Here is a 16,643-nt window from a genome sequence, read left to right on the forward strand (position 1 = left end):
AACGTTTGTCAAGCCACTTCCTTTGGGAAGTGGCTTTTTGCGTTTCGTTCATCCTCATTTGTTCGAGCTTCCGTAGACGGATTTACATATGATCTCCTTTCATTATTGCTGGTACATGTGGCTGGCTCCGTATGATATTACCCAATAGGGAGCTGCAACAATATAGTTCAGCTTATACGATTATTTTATATTTTTTAGTCCAAGTGAGGTGAAAATGAGATCGAATTACACGTAATTACGATGGAAAGTGTCTCCTGTGTGGATGTACCCAAAGTGGCTGCCGCTATTTGTCCTTATATTCATTATGTACACGCACGTTCGAAACAGAAGGGTGCCTCTGCTTTGCTTTCTTTGACTCGTAGCATGATCGAGCAGGAAGTTCCTTTGCAGCAAATTGTAGTAAATGACCGTATGGACGTAGCTTTACTTACCTTGGCAAGAGCTGTCCAGCTACCTGCTAATGGGTTATCTGTGATGGATGCGAAAAGTCTGCTTCCAGTGGATACACGCTGTGGAGTGTCTGTACATTCCTTGGAGGAGGTGCAGACCGCTGAGCAGGGGGGAGCAGACTATGTACTATTTGGTCATGTATATGAGACCTATTGTAAGGCCGGTCTTGTACCGCGGGGTGTAGCACAGCTTGAACGCATTTGCAGATTGTCGGCCATTCCGGTGATAGCGTTGGGAGGCATACAACCTCATCATGTTCCAGAGCTCTATCATGCCGGAGCAAGCGGAATTGCGGTGATGTCTGGTATATGGGAAGCAGAGTCACCCGTTGCAGCAGCGATGGAATATAGGCGAATGGTAGATCTTGTAGTTCACGACCTGTAGCAAGAAAACGAGACGAAGGGAAAGCAGAATGCTCACCGGAGAGGAGACACGGAACATATGTCAAAGACACATACAGAGAAAAAAGCAATAGGACACGCAGAATGCTTGGTCATAGGCGGGGGTGTGATCGGCAGTGCCATTGCTTATCATGTGGCTAAGGAGGGACGAAGTACAATTATGCTGGAACGATGTATCCCCGGTGAGGGAGCATCAGGAGCAGCGGCGGGAATGCTGGCAGCGGAAAGTGAAGAGTTCTCAGACCTTGAGCTGGCACGATTTGCTCGCGCAAGTCGAGATGCATTCCCTGACCTTGTCTGTGATTTGGAGCGTTTATCGGGTATTTCAGTTGATTTTCGTACAGAAGGTTTTGTGACCCCTTTTCGTTCAGAAGCAGAGGGCCAAAGACGCTGGAATGCTGCGAATATCCGAGAGGATGATAGCCCTATTTGGTGGGATGCCAGGGAATTGGCTCGACGGATTCCGGGCTTGGCAGATCAAGTAATTGGGGCTATATACCGATCAAAGGAGACACAAGTGGCCCCTGTTCAGCTTTGCCGTGCTTATGCAGGGGCAGCTGCGGTGCTGGGAGCAACAATATGGTCTGGAACTCATGCTGAGGAACTGATCATACAGGACGGCCGAGTTTGCGGTGTGCGAACGGATAGTGGATTTTTTTCCTGCGATCAGGTCGTGATTGCCGCAGGCTTGGACAGCTTGAAATTGCTAGAACAAATTGGATTTGATTATCCTCTTTATCCAGTCAAGGGTGAAGTGGTAGCAGTCTCCTTGAAGGACCATCCGTTGGATTATACCATTTATGCCGATGATGTTTACCTCGTGCCTAAACAGAATAACGAGCTTTGGATTGGGGCTACGAGTCTTCCACATCAATATGACAAAGAGGTGACCGTAGGAGGCTTAAAAGGACTGTTAGCACGTGCATCTGCCTGGTTGCCGCGTGTACAAGAAGCTTCTTTTATACGTGCTTGGGCGGGCTTACGTCCACAGGCAGCTGCGGAGCGTCCTTTCATTGGCCCTGTTCCTGGAGTAGAGGGCGTCTATGCTGCAGTCGGGCATTATCGTAACGGTGTCTTGCTTAGTGATGCGACTGGGCGAGCGATGGCAGCTATGCTTAAAGGGGCTGATGCGGCTGGACTTGGAATAAGCAAATTTTCTTCTGAACTCCTCAAGGAGGAAAGCTTATGAAGCTGATCATTAACGGACAGAGCATGACCATTTCTAATCGAATCACTCATGTGGATCAATTGCTGCATGAACTTGATTTAAAGGTGAAAACCGTAGTGGTAGAGCTGAATCGGCATATATTGACCCGTGAAGATCATCATGAGACGGTACTTAAGGATGGAGATTGCCTAGAAATCGTACATTTTGTAGGAGGCGGTTGATCATGTTAACCATTGGAAAAGCATCTTTTACCTCAAGGCTGTTGCTGGGAACAGGGAAATTTTCGGATCTGGATATCCAATCCCAGGCTGTAGAGGCTGCTGAGACGGAAATATTAACGTTCGCTGTGCGCAGACTGAATTTGGAGGAACGGGATAAGCAACATTTTCTTGATACGCTAGATTTGAGCCGGTATACACTTCTTCCCAACACAGCAGGAGCAACAACAGCAGAAGAGGCAATCCGTATTGCCAAGTTGGCAAAAGCCTCTGGCTTGTGCGACATGATTAAGGTGGAAGTCATTGGGGATAGCAAAACGCTGTTGCCTGACCCTTTTGAAACGTTGAAGGCTAGTGAAAAACTGCTAGAGGAAGGCTTTGTCGTACTGCCCTACATATCGGATGATGTGATACTAGCAAAGAGGCTGCAAGAGCTTGGAGTACATGCCATTATGCCTGGTGCCTCACCGATTGGTACAGGACATGGTTTGCTCAATCCGTTTTCATTAGAGTTAATTATTGAGCAAGCAGAAGTTCCGGTTATCGTCGATGCAGGTATTCGCTCACCTGGTGACGCAGCAATGGCGATGCAGTTGGGAGCAGATGGTGTTCTGCTAAATACAGCTGTGGCGGGAGCGAAGAACCCTGTGAAAATGGCTGAGGCCATGAAGCTGGCTGTGCGTGCAGGCAGATATGGTTTTGAGGCAGGGATGATACCTGTAAAACGATATGCTTCAGCGAGCAGCCCAACAGAAGGCATGGTTCAAGGATGAGGATATCTGAAAAATCCGGTGCTGGAACACCACAAATTGATCGTTATTCCAGACAGGAAAGGTTTGCACCCTTTGGGCCTGCAGGCCAACGCCGGCTTGCTTCTTCTCACGTACTAATCATAGGTGTTGGAGCGCTGGGTACAGGCATTGCAGAAACGCTAGTTCGTGGAGGCGTAGGTACGGTAAGTCTCGTAGACCGGGATTATGTGGAATGGAGCAATTTGCAGCGCCAGCAGCTTTTTCAGGAAAGTGATGCAGCGCAAAGGTGTCCCAAAGCAATAGCGGCCCAGCGAAGATTAAAGGATATTAATTCGCAAACAGTCATCCATGCACATGTTTTGGATGTTGGGGTAGAAGAGCTGGAAGAGTTGATCCAGGGGGTGGATCTCATGATGGATGCAACCGATAACTTCGATACTCGGCTTCTTATGAACGACATGGCTCTCAAGCATCATATTCCTTGGATTTATGGAGGATGTGTGGGTAGCTACGGTGTAACTTACACTTTTTTACCGGGTCAAACACCTTGTCTACACTGTCTGATGGGAACTGTACCGTTTGGAGGAGAAACATGTGATACAGCCGGCATTATTCCGCAGGCAGTACAAATGGTCACCGCTAATCAGACTACAGAAGCTTTCAAACTTCTTGGTGGATATCCCGAGGACTTGAGAGGAAAATTGCTTTCGTTTGATTTGTGGAAAAATGAATATGTAGCAATAGCAGTGGATCGTCTCAAAAAGTCGAATTGTCCTTCTTGCGGTAGCCAACCGACGTATCCCTATTTATCGACCTCTCATCGGCAGAAAGCAGATGTTTTGTGCGGTAGGGATACCGTTCAAATAAGACCTGCCAACCGGATATATCTGAATCTCGCAGAGATAGCAGATAGATTTGCAGCATTAGGCGAGGGAAACGTAGAGTGGAATTCGTATCTGGTTTCCTTTAGTGTGGGAGAGCATCGCTTGGTGGTTTTTGCAGATGGCAGAGCGCTGATCCATGGGACAAAGGACGTGGCCAAAGCAAGAAGTCTATATCATCGTTATTTGGGCTAAAAACCATAAACCTTAAAGCAGAAAGCCATTCTTCAGAGAATGATTTTCTGCTTTTTTGTTACACTAATACAAATATGTTTAATGGCTTATAACAAACTTGTTCGTATCCAATATGTAATGCGATGTCCAAACCAGGTGGGTGAAAAAGATGAGCCCGTTAATTGTACTTGTGGATGAAAATGAAGCGCCCGCTGTATTCGTTCGTCCATTGGAGCAGGCAGGTTATCAGGTGGTTCATGTTCGTAATACGTCGGATGTACGCTCTTATATAGCTCAGCATCCTGTGAGTTTGCTACTCCTAAACATTAAAGATGAACAGGCGGGCACTCAAGGCTTGATTCGCATTTTGCAGCAGAACCATCCTCATGTCCCGATACTTGCAATGATTTCATCAGATGAAGAGGCACATATGGTTTCCTGCTTTGAACAAGGAGCTCATGATGTAATGGTAGTGCCCTTTTATCCTAGAGTTCTTCAGGCTAGAGTGGCTAATTTATTACGAATTTTTAGTGTTGAACGTGATGTGAAAAGGGCAATCGAAGCGGGGGATATACATATAGACACTGCAAGCAGAATGGTGAGCAGAGGGGAGCGAAAACTGGAATTAACTCCGAAAGAATTCGATCTTTTGCTACATCTGGCAATACATCTTAACCAAGTTTGCAGCAGGCAGCAAATTTTAAAAGATGTTTGGAAACATGATTATATCGCTGATACGAACGTAGTAGATGTGTACATCAGGCATTTAAGGGTTAAAGTAGATAGAGGACAAAAGTTTAAAATGATTCGAACGGAACGAGGTATTGGCTATTCACTCAGAACGCCAACCGAAGCAAAATAGCATAAGTTATATAAAAAAAGCCGGAACTTTTCGTCCCGGCTTACCTATTTCAAATGAGTGTTACATTACAGCACGCGACGTGCTTTAATGTATGTTCTTTTCCAGTTGCCAGAGTTTAAATCAGAGATGGTCACCCCAGGTCCGCCGTAAGTGTGTAAAATTTTACCTCCGCCCATATATACTGCTACGTGAGTAATGTTACGTCCTGTGGCACGGCTACCGCTTGAAAAGAACACTAAGTCCCCTTTTTTCAAATTGGCCTTGGATACGGCATGTCCGACTTTAGATTGTTGAACAGAAGTACGCGGCAAATCGACTCCGTATTTCTTGAATATGTGCTTCATGAAAGAAGAACAGTCAAAATTGCGTGTGGTGCTTGTGGAAGCTCCAAACTTATAAGGAGTACCCATATATTTTTTGCCGTAGTTAATTACTTTTTGACCTACGGTAGTAGTAGCAGTAGCAGCTTGTGCTGTATTTGTTCCCTCAATGGCAAAAGTACCAAAGCCGATCGTGGCAGCGACTCCTGCGATAATTACCTTTTTTATGATTTTATGCATATTCATGTTGTAAATACCTCCAAAAATTGATTTGTGCAATAATTTGCTGAGTTGCTAACTAACTGACAGCGTTGAGTATAACAGTTTTGAAGCCACCTAATAGTTGGAAAACTACTCTCAAATGCTTGAGGGACAAGGCTTACGTCGTAATTATTAAAAAACGATTAAAAATTACAATTTGTAAAAAATAAAATGATTCTAGAACCTGTGAAAACGGAAAAACCCTTGTTAATCAAGGGTTTTGAGTGGGTGAACAACTTTTGAAATAGTTACAACAATGTCATAATTAATCCTTGCTTTGAATAACGAGTAGTAGACCGCTTTTAATAGAAATTGTACCTTTTGCAGCCGTTAGCTTATTGCTAACACCACGTGATTGTCCCATTTTAAGGGTTGCATTATGAAGTGGATACATAAATCCTTCCAGTTGTATACCTGTTACTTCGGCGGTCATTGGAATCAGCGATGCATATGTATAGCCCATAGGATGGATCTCGAGCGTTGATCCGGTCAGCTCGATATAATTATGTGCGTCCATGATAGCGCAACTAATATGATGCTGCATAGCCCGTATTAATATTTGAACATTGGCTAATGTGTGGTCCATCCGAGTACCAGTCACACCGAGCATGAGTACATGATCTGCTTGTTCGTCCATAGCGATTTCTAAAGCGAGTTCTGTATCTGTTAGGTCCTTAAGTACTGGATCACACGCAAGCATACGTTGGCTTGCTGATTTTACCCTTTCTTGTTCCTCCGAAGTAATCGAATCAAAATCTCCTACAGAGACATGAGGCGTAATACCGTGTTCTATCAGGAAAAGGGCACCTTTATCTGCACCTATAATAAAATCATCGGGTTGTATTTGTTGTAAATCTTCTTCATTAAGACGACCGCCTGAAAATACAATGGCTCGTTTTTTCGTCATATCCAACATCCTTTCTTTCTGTATACGGTCCCATATATACGATCATTTTAAGTATACCGCGATAAATATGGCTTGCACAATTTTGGAGGACCTGGCTACAATGGAACAGAAAAAAGAAGTGTGACGTGAATAGGAAGGGGAACGAAATGACTAACGTTTTGTTTGTGTGTTTGGGCAATATTTGCCGCTCTCCCATGGGGGAGGCAATACTGAGACATAAGGCAAAGGAACGGGGATTAGACGCAGAAATCCGGGTGGACTCGGCTGGAACAGGCGATTGGCACATTGGAAATCCTCCGCATGAGGGAACGCTAAAGCAGCTTAAACTGCACGGAATCAGCGAACAAGGCATACAGGCACGGCAAATAACGGATCATGATTTTGACGCGTTTGATTATATTGTGTGCATGGATGACTCTAATGAACGAAATATGCGTAAACTTGCAGGTGGAGCTGATGCTGATATTCTAAAATTCATGGATTTGCTTCCCCAAGAAAAGTTAAGAGAAGTACCCGACCCATATTTTACCGGAAATTTTGAAGAGACCTATCGATTATTGGACGCGGGATGCGAAGCCTTGCTGGACAAGATCATAGAAGAAAAGCTATAATGTGAACGACAGATGACGGCAATCGTTGCCGTTTTTCGTTATACATTTTTGAAAGCGCAACCAAATCATAAAAAAGAGGAAGGAGCATTATGACCTCCTAGGTCAATGCTCAATTCCTCATCATGCTGGGATGTTTTTACTCAGGCACGATCCAAAAAATACATTAGCGCGTCAGGCAACTCGTTTTGCCAAAAGCCCCATAAATGTTTGCCATCCTTTTCACGGTAAGAAACTTCTGCGTTCCGCTCGCGCAGTAAATCTGCGCATTGACGGTTCAGCTCTACAAAGTTGTAAATGCCAGTATCACTCTCAAAAGCATCTTCCTGAAGGCCAACTGTCATCCAAACATTTAGATGCGACAGTTCTTTCTCACGGGCAATAATTTCTTGCGAAGCTTCATAGTAGGCACCTGAGAGGCTGATAATACGATTAAACAGCTCAGGATACAATAGCGCCAAATGCAAAGACACACTGCCTCCCAGTGAATCTCCAGCAAGAATGCGGGAAGCTGCATCTTTTCTTATAGGATACTTTTGTTCCACATAGGGAATAATCTCTTCTGCAAAACAGGCAGTGTATGCCTCAAAACGATTGCCGAAGGGAGCGTACTCCTGAGTTCTGATTTTGGTGTTCACTTCTACACCTACAATAATGAAGGGTTCCACGCCTTCATCCAGTATGAGACGGTTGGCGTGTGTTGCAATGCGTCCAAAGTTAAAGAATTCCTCTCCATCCTGACAGTAGACGACAGGGTAGCTCAATATTTCATTATAGCCGGGCGGCAAATAAATTCGAAGAATTCGGGTTTCGCCAAGTAAGCGGCTGTCTACTTCGTCTTTAAGGATAGTTCGTTTTAAATACCGAGAATCCGTCATTTTTCGTCACCTTTCTTGGGTATTATTTTGCATTAAGGATCACAATAAGTTAAGATTACCCTGATTGCAATAGATGTTTAAAATTTCAATCATGTACTAAGCTGTTATAGTAAAAAACACACCCTGTTACATACACAAAAATGTGGCAAACTCAAAAAAAATAACTAAATCTTTGACGCGAGCGATATAACAGGTGTATAATAATCCTATAACAGCGGAACTTGATATTCAAATTTTTTTGTTGAGGTGAAGAAAATGAGCAAGGTTCCTTATGAAGTTTACACAGAGGAAGTTGAGGCTCTGTCCGTGCTTTCTCCGGATGGTGAAATTATCAATAAAGATAAATTGCCTAAACTTACAGATGATCAATTGAAAGAAATTATGTATCGTATGGTATTTACACGTACTTGGGATGACCGTGCTGTTAACTTGGGCCGTCAAGGACGTCTCGGCTTCTACGCTCCGGTATCCGGACAAGAAGCAACAATGGTTGGTAGTGAATTTGCACTCCAAAAAGAAGACTTTATTGCACCAGGCTACCGAGATATTCCGCAACTCGTTTGGCATGGCCTGCCATTATATCAAGCTTTCTTGTATTCCCGTGGTCATCAACACGGTGGTCAAATTCCGGACGGCGTTAACGTATTGATGCCGCAAATTATCATTGGTGCGCAAATTCTGCACGCTATGGGTATTGCAATGGGCTACAAACTGAAAAAACAAAAACAAGTCGTCATTACATATACAGGCGACGGCGGTTCTTCCGAAGGTGATTTCTACGAAGGTCTGAACTATGCTGGTGTGTACAAGTTGCCAGTTATTTTCTTTGTGCAAAATAATGGTTACGCGATCACAACGCCATTCTCAAAACAAACAGCTGCTCTTTCGATCGCTCATAAAGCAGTAGCTGCTGGTATTAAAGGTGTTAAAATTGACGGTATGGACGTGCTTGCAGTTATTAAAGCCGTTCAAGAAGCTGCAGAGCGTGGACGTAATGGCGAAGGTGCAACATTGATTGAAGCCGTTACTTACCGTTTCCGTCCGCATTCCCTTTCTGATGATGCGACGAAATATCGTTCTAAAGAAGAAGAAGGCGAATGGAATGCAAAAGATCCAATTGCCCGCTTTGCGAAATATCTTGAGAAAAAAGGTCTTTGGACTGAAGAAGATACAGCTCGCGTAAAAGAAGAAGCTAAGGCAAAAGTGAACGAAGAGATCAAAAAAGCCGAGAAAACAGAAAAAATGACAATTCCTGGCCTGATCGATAGCATGTTCGAAACTACGCCTAAGCATTTGGAAGAACAAAAAGCTGATTTTAAATAATTGAACTTGAAAGAGACCGGGCGGCAACCCGATCCGGTCTGCTTTTCGATTGACCTGAACTGAAATTGATCTGTCAATGTTTAAGGAGGAAATGAAGCAAATGGCACAAATGAACATGAAAGAAGCGATTCGTGACGCACTGCGCGTAGAGTTGAAACGCGACCCTAACGTCCTGCTTTTCGGTGAAGACGTAGGTCATGTAGGTGGCGTATTCCGCGCTACAGAAGGTTTGCAAAAAGAATTTGGCGAAGAACGTGTATTCGATACTCCGCTGGCGGAATCCGCAATCGGGGGTCTTGCTGTCGGTCTGGGTATCCAAGGGTTCCGCCCTGTAGCTGAAATCCAGTTCGTAGGCTTTATCTTTGAAGCGCTCGATCAAATGGCGATTCAAGCATCCCGTATGCGTTACCGTTCCGGTGGACGTTACAATTCTCCAATCGTATTCCGTACACCTTTTGGTGGCGGTGTTAAGGCAGCCGAGCTGCATACTGATTCCTTAGAAGGTCTTTTGACTCAAACACCAGGTATTAAGGTTGTTGTTCCTTCCAACCCTTACGATGCAAAAGGTCTTATGATCGCGTCTATTCGCGATAACGATCCAGTATTTTTCATGGAGCATTTGAACCTGTACCATGCATTCCGTGCTGAAGTTCCTGAGAATGATTACACAGTTGAACTGGGCAAGGCTAATGTAGTTCGTGAAGGTTCTGATGTAACGATCATTACTTACGGTATGATGGTACACACTTCAGTTAAGGCTGCTGAAGAGCTGGAAAAAACAAAAGGTATTAAAGTGGAAATCATTGATTTGCGTACAATCAGCCCGATTGACATTGATACCATTGTTGCTTCCGTTCAAAAAACAAATCGTGCCATCGTTGTTCAAGAAGCGCAAAAGAGTGCCGGTGTTGCTGCTGAAGTTATTGCACAAATTAACGAAAAAGCAATCCTGCATCTGGAAGCACCAGTTCTGCGTGTAGCAGGTCCGGATACCGTTTATCCATTTGCTCAAATTGAAGATACTTGGTTGCCAACGCCAACACGTATCATTGATGCGGTTAATAAAGTATTGGAATTTTAATTAAAGCACACCGTAAATTTGGGAGGTTTTAAACGTGGCAAAATTTGAATATAAATTCCCGGAGCTGGGTGAAGGTCTTCACGAAGGCGAAATCATCAAGATGCACATCAAGCCCGGCGACAAAGTAACTGATGATGATATCATCATGGAAGTACAAAACGACAAGGCTGTAGTTGAAGTTCCATGTCCGGTTAATGGTACGGTTCAAGAAGTGTTTGCCAAAGACGGAGACATCTTCAACGTAGGTCAAGTTGTAGCTGTCATCGACGCAGAAGGTGAACTTCCTGAACAAGAAGATGCACCGGAAGCACCAGCAGCTAGCCCTGAGCCAGTTGCTGCTGCACAAGGCGGAGCTGCAGGTGCAGCTAGATTTGAATATAAATTCCCAGAGCTGGGTGAAGGTCTGCACGAAGGTGAAATCATCAAGATGCACATCAAACCCGGCGACAAAGTAACTGATGATGATATCATCATGGAAGTACAAAACGACAAGGCTGTAGTTGAAGTTCCATGTCCGGTTAATGGTACGGTTCAAGAAGTGTTTGCCAAAGACGGAGACATCTTTAACGTAGGTCAAGTTGTGGCTGTGATCGCTGCTGAGGGTGAGCTTCCTGAGCAAGAAGAAGCACCAGCTGCTGTTAAACAAGAAGAGGATGCTGCAAAAGGCGGAGCGAACACGCAACCAGGGGCAACACCTGCTGCTTCGAATAAAGATGTACTGGCTACACCTAGCGTCCGCAAATTTGCACGTGAGCAAGGTGTTAACATCGCTCAAGTGAGTGGCTCCGGCAAAAACGGTAAAATCACTAAAGAAGATGTAGAAGCTTTCAAAAATGGCGGAGGCCAAGCGGCTGCACCAGTAGCGAAAGAAGCTGCAAAAGCGCAAGAGCCAGCTAAAAAAGAAGCGAAAGCTGCAGCACCATCCGCACCAGCTGCAGATCCGCGTGCTGAGGAAGAACGCGTACCATTCAAAGGTATCCGTAAAGCAATTTCCAATGCTATGGTTAAGTCAGCTTACACAGCTCCACACGTTACAATTATGGATGAAGTGGATGTAACCGAGCTGGTTGCTTTCCGTACTCGTATCAAACCAATTGCAGAGAAGAAAGGCACAAAAGTAACTTACCTGCCGTTCATCGTAAAAGCTTTGGTTGCTGCTTCCCGTCAATTCCCGGCTCTGAATGCCTCGATCGATGAAGAAGCTAACGAAATTGTCTACAAAAAATACTACAACATCGGTATCGCTACTGACACAGACAACGGCTTGATCGTTCCTGTTATCAAAGATGCTGATCGTAAGAGTATCTGGATGATTGCTGATTCCATTCGTGATCTGGCTGTACGCGGTCGTGATGGTAAATTGGCTGCCAATGAGATGAGAGGAAGCACGATTTCCATCACGAACATTGGTTCCGCAGGCGGTATGTTCTTTACTCCAATCATCAACTTCCCTGAAGTTGCAATTTTGGGTACTGGCCGCATCAGTGAAAAAGCAGTCGTGAAAAACGGTGAAATTGTTGCCGCTCCAGTAATGGCTCTTTCCCTGAGCTTTGACCACCGTATTATTGACGGTGCAACTGCTCAAAACTTCATGAACTATATCAAACAGCTGCTCGCTAACCCTGAGCTGCTTGTAATGGAGGTGTAATCAATGGTAGTAGGAGACGCTTCTCTGGATATTGACACATTGGTTATCGGTGCGGGTCCTGGCGGCTATGTAGCTGCCATCCGTGCCGCACAATTGGGACAAAGTGTATTGATCGTTGACAAATCTGAGCTGGGCGGTGTCTGTCTGAACCGTGGATGTATTCCATCCAAAGCTTTAATCTCTGCAGCTCATCAATACGAAGCAGCTAAACATGGCGAAACTTTCGGTATTACGGCTGAAAATGTAAAAGTAGATTTTGCTAAAACGCAAGAATTCAAAAACGGTGTTGTTAAGAAAATGACTGGCGGCGTAAGCGGCTTGCTCAAAGGCAACAAAGTCGAAGTTTTCAACGGTGAGTGCATGTTCATCAACGAAAACGAAGCGCGTGTATTCAACGAACATGAATCACCACGTTACCGTTTTAAAAATGCGATTATCGCAACAGGCTCCCGTCCTATCGAATTGAAGCCATTCCCATTTGGCGGACGCATTCTGTCTTCTACTGAAGCATTGAACCTGCCTGAAATTCCGAAAAGCCTGATCGTTATCGGTGGTGGATACATTGGTGCAGAGCTTGGACAAATGTATTCCAAATTCGGTTCCAAAGTAACGATCATTGAAGGTATGGATACTGTTCTTCCTGGCTTCGATAAAGATATGACTTCCATCGTTTCGAAAAGCATGAAGAAAACAGGTATCGAAATCTTCACTGGCGCTAAAGCGGAAAGTGCGGAACAAACTGATAAAGATGTAACAGTGAAATTCTCTGTTAACGGTGAAAGCAAAGAAGTAACTGCTGAGTACCTGCTTGTAACTGTTGGACGTCGTCCAAATACAGACGGTGAACTGGGTCTGGATTTGATCGGTGTAGAACTGGATGACCGCGGAATGGTGAAAGTTGACCACCAAGGACGCACAAGCATTCCTCACATCTTCGCAATCGGTGATATTGTTCCTGGTCTTGCTCTGGCTCACAAAGCTTCTTACGAAGGTAAAGTAGCTGCTGAAGTAATTGCCGGCCAACCATCTGTTGTAGACTACAAATGTATTCCGGCTGTTGTGTTCACAGATCCAGAATGCTCTAGCGTAGGCTACACAGAGACACAAGCTAAAGAAAAAGGTTACAATGTCAAAGTTGGTAAGTTCTCTTACGGAGCAAACGGTCGTGCTGTTTCCCTGAACGCTGCTGAAGGCTTTGTGAAAATCGTAGCTGACGCAGATACAGGTCTGGTACTGGGTACGCAAATCGTAGGTCTGGAAGCTTCCAACCTGATTGCTGAGCTGGGTCTGGCGATTGAAATGGGTGCTACACTTGAAGATATCTCCCTGACTATCCATGCTCACCCTACACTGGGCGAACTTGTGATGGAAGCAGCAGAAGTCGTAATGGGTCATCCGATCCACGCATTGGCGCCACGTCGCTAATTCCATTTCATTATCTTGTTTTTGGATTCATACATGAAAAAAGAGGCAAGGAGCGCTATATGTGCGCTCTTTGTCTCTTTTTTTCAAACTTTAAGATTATTGGACTATCATGAAAATTCACACAGTACATGGTCAAAAAAGTACCCTACATGATAAACTAAATATAGATTAATGGTGTAGATCGAGAGTTTTCAAAATTAAAAATGGACGATGCTGTTTTTTTATTCATGCTCAAAGGAGAGAAACAACGTGCGCAACTACTTGGAATTGCTGGAGGATATTTTAGAGAACGGGGTAAAAAAAGAGGATCGGACAGGAACGGGAACATTATCTGTTTTCGGAAGGCAACTTCGTTTTGATCTGGCCAAGGGCTTCCCGTTAGTGACCACTAAAAGAGTACATTTGAAATCCGTTATACATGAGCTGTTATGGTTTTTGCGAGGTGATACCAATATTGCTTATCTCAAGGAGAACGGAGTTAGCATTTGGGATGAATGGGCAGATGAACAGGGGAATCTGGGACCTGTATATGGATCGCAATGGCGCGCATGGGAAACAACGGACGGACAACATATTGATCAAATTGCGAATGTCATTGAAGCTATCAAAAACAATCCGGATTCACGTCGACATATCGTCAGTGCTTGGAATGTGGCTGAAATTGAATCGATGAAGTTGCCGCCATGTCATTTTGTATTTCAATTCTACGTAGCTGGAGGAAAGCTATCCTGTATGCTGACGATGCGTTCAGTGGATACCTTCCTTGGACTGCCGTTCAACATCGCTAGTTATGCATTGCTGACGCATATGGTTGCACAGCAGTGTGGTTTGGAGCCTGGAGAGTTTATTTGGTCAGGTGGCGATGTGCATATTTATTCAAACCATATACAACAAGTGCATACGCAGTTGGAGCGTGATCCTTATCCCTTGCCACAGTTGAAAATTCTGCGCAAGCCTAAATCCATTTTTGATTACACTTACGAGGATTTTGTTTTTGAGAATTACGAGCATCATCCAGGGATTAAGGCGCCTGTCGCCATCTGATTAGAGGAGGTGGAAAGATGAGCATTTCGATGATATGGGCTATGGCACAAAATGGTGTGATTGGTCGGGATAACAGTCTTCCTTGGCGCCTTCCCAGAGATATGGCCTTCTTCAAAGAGCAGACGATTAATAAAACAGTACTCATGGGACGCAAGACGTGGGAATCCTTTGGCGGGAGAAGCCTACCAAACCGCCGCAACGTCGTTTTGACTCGAGATGAGAGCTATCAGGCGGAAGGTGCAGAAGTGATCTATACACTGGAGGAGGGGCTCCAACTTGCACAGCAAGAAGAGCTAATGGTCATTGGCGGAGCGGAGATTTATTCACTGTTTTGGCCACATGCGGATCGACTGATTGTGACTCGAATTGAGGAGACTTTTGAAGGCGATACGACGTTTCCTGAGCTGGATTGGAGCGGCTGGACTATAGTCAGTGAGACGCCGGGTATCAAGGACGACAAAAACTTGTATGACTACCGTTTTGTTGTTTACGAGAGAACAGAATAACATACAGGAATTCAACCTAGCTCATTTGAAAAATTAATAAACCATATAAAAAATCCTTTTGGCTGTAGATGCAGAAAGTTGCATAAGTTTTCATTACTTTTACGCTGTATTGTGATACAATAAATCAAATTCAATGAGAACAGACCCTTTCATAACACAAACAGACAAGTTCGAATTTGATTAGAATTCTGAATGGATGATCGGGGTTCATAAGCGAAGAGATGGGGGAACGTAACATGTCTACACCAACTGGATTTATGGAATACACACGACAGCTTCCTACAGACCGGGACCCGGCAGAGCGTATAAAGGATTGGGAAGAATTCCATAAGCATATGTCTGAAGAAGAGCTGCGTACCCAAGGGGCGCGTTGTATGGACTGCGGAACTCCTTATTGTCATACGGGGATGGATCTCATGGGAGCAACTTTAGGCTGCCCAGTTCATAATCTTATTCCGGAATGGAACAATCTCGTATATCGTGGTTTGTGGAAGGAAGCGCTAGATCGGCTGCACAAAACGAATAACTTTCCAGAATTTACGGGTCGTGTCTGTCCTGCGCCATGTGAAGGTTCATGTACAGTTGGCCTTATTGGGGAGTCTGTTACCATTAAGACAATTGAGGAAGCGATTATTGAAAAAGGCTTTGAGGAAGGTTGGGTCGTTCCTAACCCGCCGGAAAAACGTACAGGCAAACGAGTGGCTATTGTTGGCTCGGGTCCTGCGGGATTGGCTGCGGCAGCACAGCTTAACAAAGCAGGTCACAGCGTGACAGTGTATGAGCGTGCAGATCGTGTAGGTGGGTTACTGATGTATGGAATCCCATCCATGAAGCTGGATAAGAAGGTTGTACAGCGCCGTGTAGATTTGCTGGAGGCTGAAGGTATCCAATTCATCACGAATACGGAAATCGGCAAGGATATCCCTACTGAGCAGCTGATTGCTGACTATGATGCAGTTGTGCTATGCGGTGGATCTACAAAGCCGAGAGAATTCAATATTGAAGGCAGCGATTTGAATGGTGTCCATTATGCTATGGATTATTTGAATGGCACCATCAAGAGTTATCTGGATTCCAACCTCGAAGATGGCAACTATTTGTCCTCCAAAGGTAAGGACGTTATTGTTATCGGTGGCGGTGATACAGGTTCGGACTGTGTAGCTACTTCTTTGCGGCACGGTTGCCGGAGTGTCACTCAATTTGGCACACACACCAAAGCTCCGCTGGAACGTGATCCGATTGCGAATCCTTGGCCGCAGTTTCCGAATGTGTACTCTCTCGATTATGCACAGGAAGAAGCGAAAGCGTTGTTCGGAGAAGACCCGCGTGAGTTCTCCATCATGACAACCAAATTTGTGGGTGATGAGAATGGCAATCTGAAAGAACTACACACCATTCAAATTCAACGTATTGTTGATGAAACTGGACGTAAAATTTATCAACCGATTCCAGGTACGGAACGCGTATTTCCGGCACAAATTGCGCTGATTGCAATTGGATTTGATGGGCCTGAGCAAACGATTGTGAAGGAAATAGGTTTGGAAACAGACCGCCGTTCCAATGTTAAGGCACGTCATGGGAAATATGTGACGAATGTGGATAAGGTGTTTGCTGCAGGTGACATGCGCCGTGGGCAGAGTCTTGTCGTGTGGGCTATTAATGAAGGCCGAGAAGCAGCACGTGAAGTTGATAAATACCTCATGGGTGCTACTGTTTTGGTATAATTATAAATTATT

The 16,643-nt window shown here is 44.7% G+C and carries 17 protein-coding genes; 14 read left to right on the forward strand and 3 right to left on the reverse strand.

Features of this window, described 5'->3' with window-relative positions; all coding sequences use genetic code 11:
• The first annotated feature begins 240 nt into the window (after positions 1-240).
• The 6 genes from ACXHJ1_RS18575 (at position 241) to ACXHJ1_RS18600 (ending at position 4,906) form a co-directional block, all read left to right on the forward strand.
• Complete coding sequence (locus ACXHJ1_RS18575; protein WP_457905019.1) at positions 241-834, forward strand: thiamine phosphate synthase; 594 nt, start codon at positions 241-243, stop codon at positions 832-834.
• 57 nt (positions 835-891) lie between these two features.
• On the forward strand, positions 892-2,040 hold the full coding sequence (thiO, locus tag ACXHJ1_RS18580) for a glycine oxidase ThiO (RefSeq protein ID WP_457905020.1): 1,149 nt from the start codon (positions 892-894) through the stop codon (positions 2,038-2,040).
• Positions 2,037-2,240, forward strand: a complete 204-nt coding sequence (thiS, locus tag ACXHJ1_RS18585) for a sulfur carrier protein ThiS (protein WP_016821918.1) — start codon at positions 2,037-2,039, stop codon at positions 2,238-2,240. Before thiO ends, thiS begins: the two co-directional genes overlap by 4 nt.
• 2 nt (positions 2,241-2,242) lie before the next feature.
• Complete coding sequence (locus ACXHJ1_RS18590) at positions 2,243-3,010, forward strand: thiazole synthase (RefSeq protein ID WP_420538940.1); 768 nt, start codon at positions 2,243-2,245, stop codon at positions 3,008-3,010.
• Entirely contained in the window at positions 3,007-4,065 is a 1,059-nt protein-coding gene (locus tag ACXHJ1_RS18595) for a ThiF family adenylyltransferase (protein WP_107733518.1), read from the forward strand. The genes ACXHJ1_RS18590 and ACXHJ1_RS18595 overlap by 4 nt, the downstream gene beginning before the upstream one ends.
• A gap of 148 nt (positions 4,066-4,213) precedes the next feature.
• Positions 4,214-4,906, forward strand: a complete 693-nt coding sequence (locus ACXHJ1_RS18600) for a response regulator transcription factor (protein ID WP_107733519.1) — start codon at positions 4,214-4,216, stop codon at positions 4,904-4,906.
• A gap of 65 nt (positions 4,907-4,971) precedes the next feature.
• Here the strand turns inward: ACXHJ1_RS18600 and ACXHJ1_RS18605 are convergent, their stop codons facing one another.
• Positions 4,972-5,472 carry a C40 family peptidase gene (locus ACXHJ1_RS18605; RefSeq protein ID WP_013371461.1) on the reverse strand — a complete coding sequence of 167 codons (501 nt, stop codon included), beginning with the start codon at positions 5,470-5,472 and terminating at the stop codon, positions 4,972-4,974.
• A gap of 280 nt (positions 5,473-5,752) precedes the next feature.
• Entirely contained in the window at positions 5,753-6,394 is a 642-nt protein-coding gene (locus ACXHJ1_RS18610) for a thiamine diphosphokinase (RefSeq protein WP_290409996.1), read from the reverse strand.
• Positions 6,395-6,540: 146 nt separating this feature from the next.
• Here ACXHJ1_RS18610 and ACXHJ1_RS18615 point away from each other — a divergent pair, with 146 nt between their 5' ends.
• Positions 6,541-7,005: a low molecular weight protein-tyrosine-phosphatase gene (locus tag ACXHJ1_RS18615; protein WP_457905021.1), complete on the forward strand. Its 465-nt coding sequence runs from the start codon at positions 6,541-6,543 to the stop codon at positions 7,003-7,005.
• 140 nt (positions 7,006-7,145) lie between these two features.
• Here ACXHJ1_RS18615 and ACXHJ1_RS18620 read toward each other — a convergent pair whose 3' ends face one another.
• Complete coding sequence (locus ACXHJ1_RS18620) at positions 7,146-7,880, reverse strand: alpha/beta hydrolase (RefSeq protein ID WP_016821912.1); 735 nt, start codon at positions 7,878-7,880, stop codon at positions 7,146-7,148.
• Between the two features lie 255 nt (positions 7,881-8,135).
• Between ACXHJ1_RS18620 and pdhA the strand changes: the two genes are divergently transcribed.
• The 7 genes from pdhA (at position 8,136) to ACXHJ1_RS18655 (ending at position 16,631) form a co-directional block, all read left to right on the forward strand.
• The gene (gene pdhA / locus ACXHJ1_RS18625; protein WP_013371457.1) at positions 8,136-9,203 is read left to right on the forward strand and encodes a pyruvate dehydrogenase (acetyl-transferring) E1 component subunit alpha; all 1,068 of its coding nucleotides are present in this window, start codon (positions 8,136-8,138) and stop codon (positions 9,201-9,203) included.
• 100 nt (positions 9,204-9,303) lie between these two features.
• The gene (locus ACXHJ1_RS18630; protein WP_013371456.1) at positions 9,304-10,284 is read left to right on the forward strand and encodes an alpha-ketoacid dehydrogenase subunit beta; all 981 of its coding nucleotides are present in this window, start codon (positions 9,304-9,306) and stop codon (positions 10,282-10,284) included.
• Positions 10,285-10,318: 34 nt separating this feature from the next.
• Positions 10,319-11,932 carry a 2-oxo acid dehydrogenase subunit E2 gene (locus ACXHJ1_RS18635; protein ID WP_117290214.1) on the forward strand — a complete coding sequence of 538 codons (1,614 nt, stop codon included), beginning with the start codon at positions 10,319-10,321 and terminating at the stop codon, positions 11,930-11,932.
• Positions 11,933-11,935: 3 nt separating this feature from the next.
• Complete coding sequence (lpdA, locus tag ACXHJ1_RS18640; protein WP_016820706.1) at positions 11,936-13,357, forward strand: dihydrolipoyl dehydrogenase; 1,422 nt, start codon at positions 11,936-11,938, stop codon at positions 13,355-13,357.
• 249 nt (positions 13,358-13,606) lie between these two features.
• Entirely contained in the window at positions 13,607-14,401 is a 795-nt protein-coding gene (gene thyA, locus ACXHJ1_RS18645; RefSeq protein ID WP_044786073.1) for a thymidylate synthase, read from the forward strand.
• Between the two features lie 17 nt (positions 14,402-14,418).
• Entirely contained in the window at positions 14,419-14,907 is a 489-nt protein-coding gene (locus ACXHJ1_RS18650; protein ID WP_025365020.1) for a dihydrofolate reductase, read from the forward strand.
• Positions 14,908-15,143: 236 nt separating this feature from the next.
• The gene (locus ACXHJ1_RS18655) at positions 15,144-16,631 is read left to right on the forward strand and encodes a glutamate synthase subunit beta (protein WP_457905022.1); all 1,488 of its coding nucleotides are present in this window, start codon (positions 15,144-15,146) and stop codon (positions 16,629-16,631) included.
• Positions 16,632-16,643 lie beyond the last annotated feature (12 nt).

The sequence above is a fragment of the Paenibacillus sp. ALE2 genome, assembly GCF_054113385.1.

Excerpts from the sequence above, each read along its gene's own strand:
- ACXHJ1_RS18575 (WP_457905019.1), top strand. The coding sequence starts at position 241 with ATGGAAAGTGTCTCCTGTGTGGATGTACCCAAAGTGGCTGCCGCTATT.
- thiO (WP_457905020.1), top strand. The coding sequence starts at position 892 with ATGTCAAAGACACATACAGAGAAAAAAGCAATAGGACACGCAGAATGC.
- thiS (WP_016821918.1), top strand. The coding sequence starts at position 2,037 with ATGAAGCTGATCATTAACGGACAGAGCATGACCATTTCTAATCGAATC.
- ACXHJ1_RS18590 (WP_420538940.1), top strand. The coding sequence starts at position 2,243 with ATGTTAACCATTGGAAAAGCATCTTTTACCTCAAGGCTGTTGCTGGGA.
- ACXHJ1_RS18595 (WP_107733518.1), top strand. The coding sequence starts at position 3,007 with ATGAGGATATCTGAAAAATCCGGTGCTGGAACACCACAAATTGATCGT.
- ACXHJ1_RS18600 (WP_107733519.1), top strand. The coding sequence starts at position 4,214 with ATGAGCCCGTTAATTGTACTTGTGGATGAAAATGAAGCGCCCGCTGTA.
- ACXHJ1_RS18605 (WP_013371461.1), bottom strand. The coding sequence starts at position 5,472 with ATGAATATGCATAAAATCATAAAAAAGGTAATTATCGCAGGAGTCGCT.
- ACXHJ1_RS18610 (WP_290409996.1), bottom strand. The coding sequence starts at position 6,394 with ATGACGAAAAAACGAGCCATTGTATTTTCAGGCGGTCGTCTTAATGAA.
- ACXHJ1_RS18615 (WP_457905021.1), top strand. The coding sequence starts at position 6,541 with ATGACTAACGTTTTGTTTGTGTGTTTGGGCAATATTTGCCGCTCTCCC.
- ACXHJ1_RS18620 (WP_016821912.1), bottom strand. The coding sequence starts at position 7,880 with ATGACGGATTCTCGGTATTTAAAACGAACTATCCTTAAAGACGAAGTA.
- pdhA (WP_013371457.1), top strand. The coding sequence starts at position 8,136 with ATGAGCAAGGTTCCTTATGAAGTTTACACAGAGGAAGTTGAGGCTCTG.
- ACXHJ1_RS18630 (WP_013371456.1), top strand. The coding sequence starts at position 9,304 with ATGGCACAAATGAACATGAAAGAAGCGATTCGTGACGCACTGCGCGTA.
- lpdA (WP_016820706.1), top strand. The coding sequence starts at position 11,936 with ATGGTAGTAGGAGACGCTTCTCTGGATATTGACACATTGGTTATCGGT.
- ACXHJ1_RS18650 (WP_025365020.1), top strand. The coding sequence starts at position 14,419 with ATGAGCATTTCGATGATATGGGCTATGGCACAAAATGGTGTGATTGGT.
- ACXHJ1_RS18655 (WP_457905022.1), top strand. The coding sequence starts at position 15,144 with ATGTCTACACCAACTGGATTTATGGAATACACACGACAGCTTCCTACA.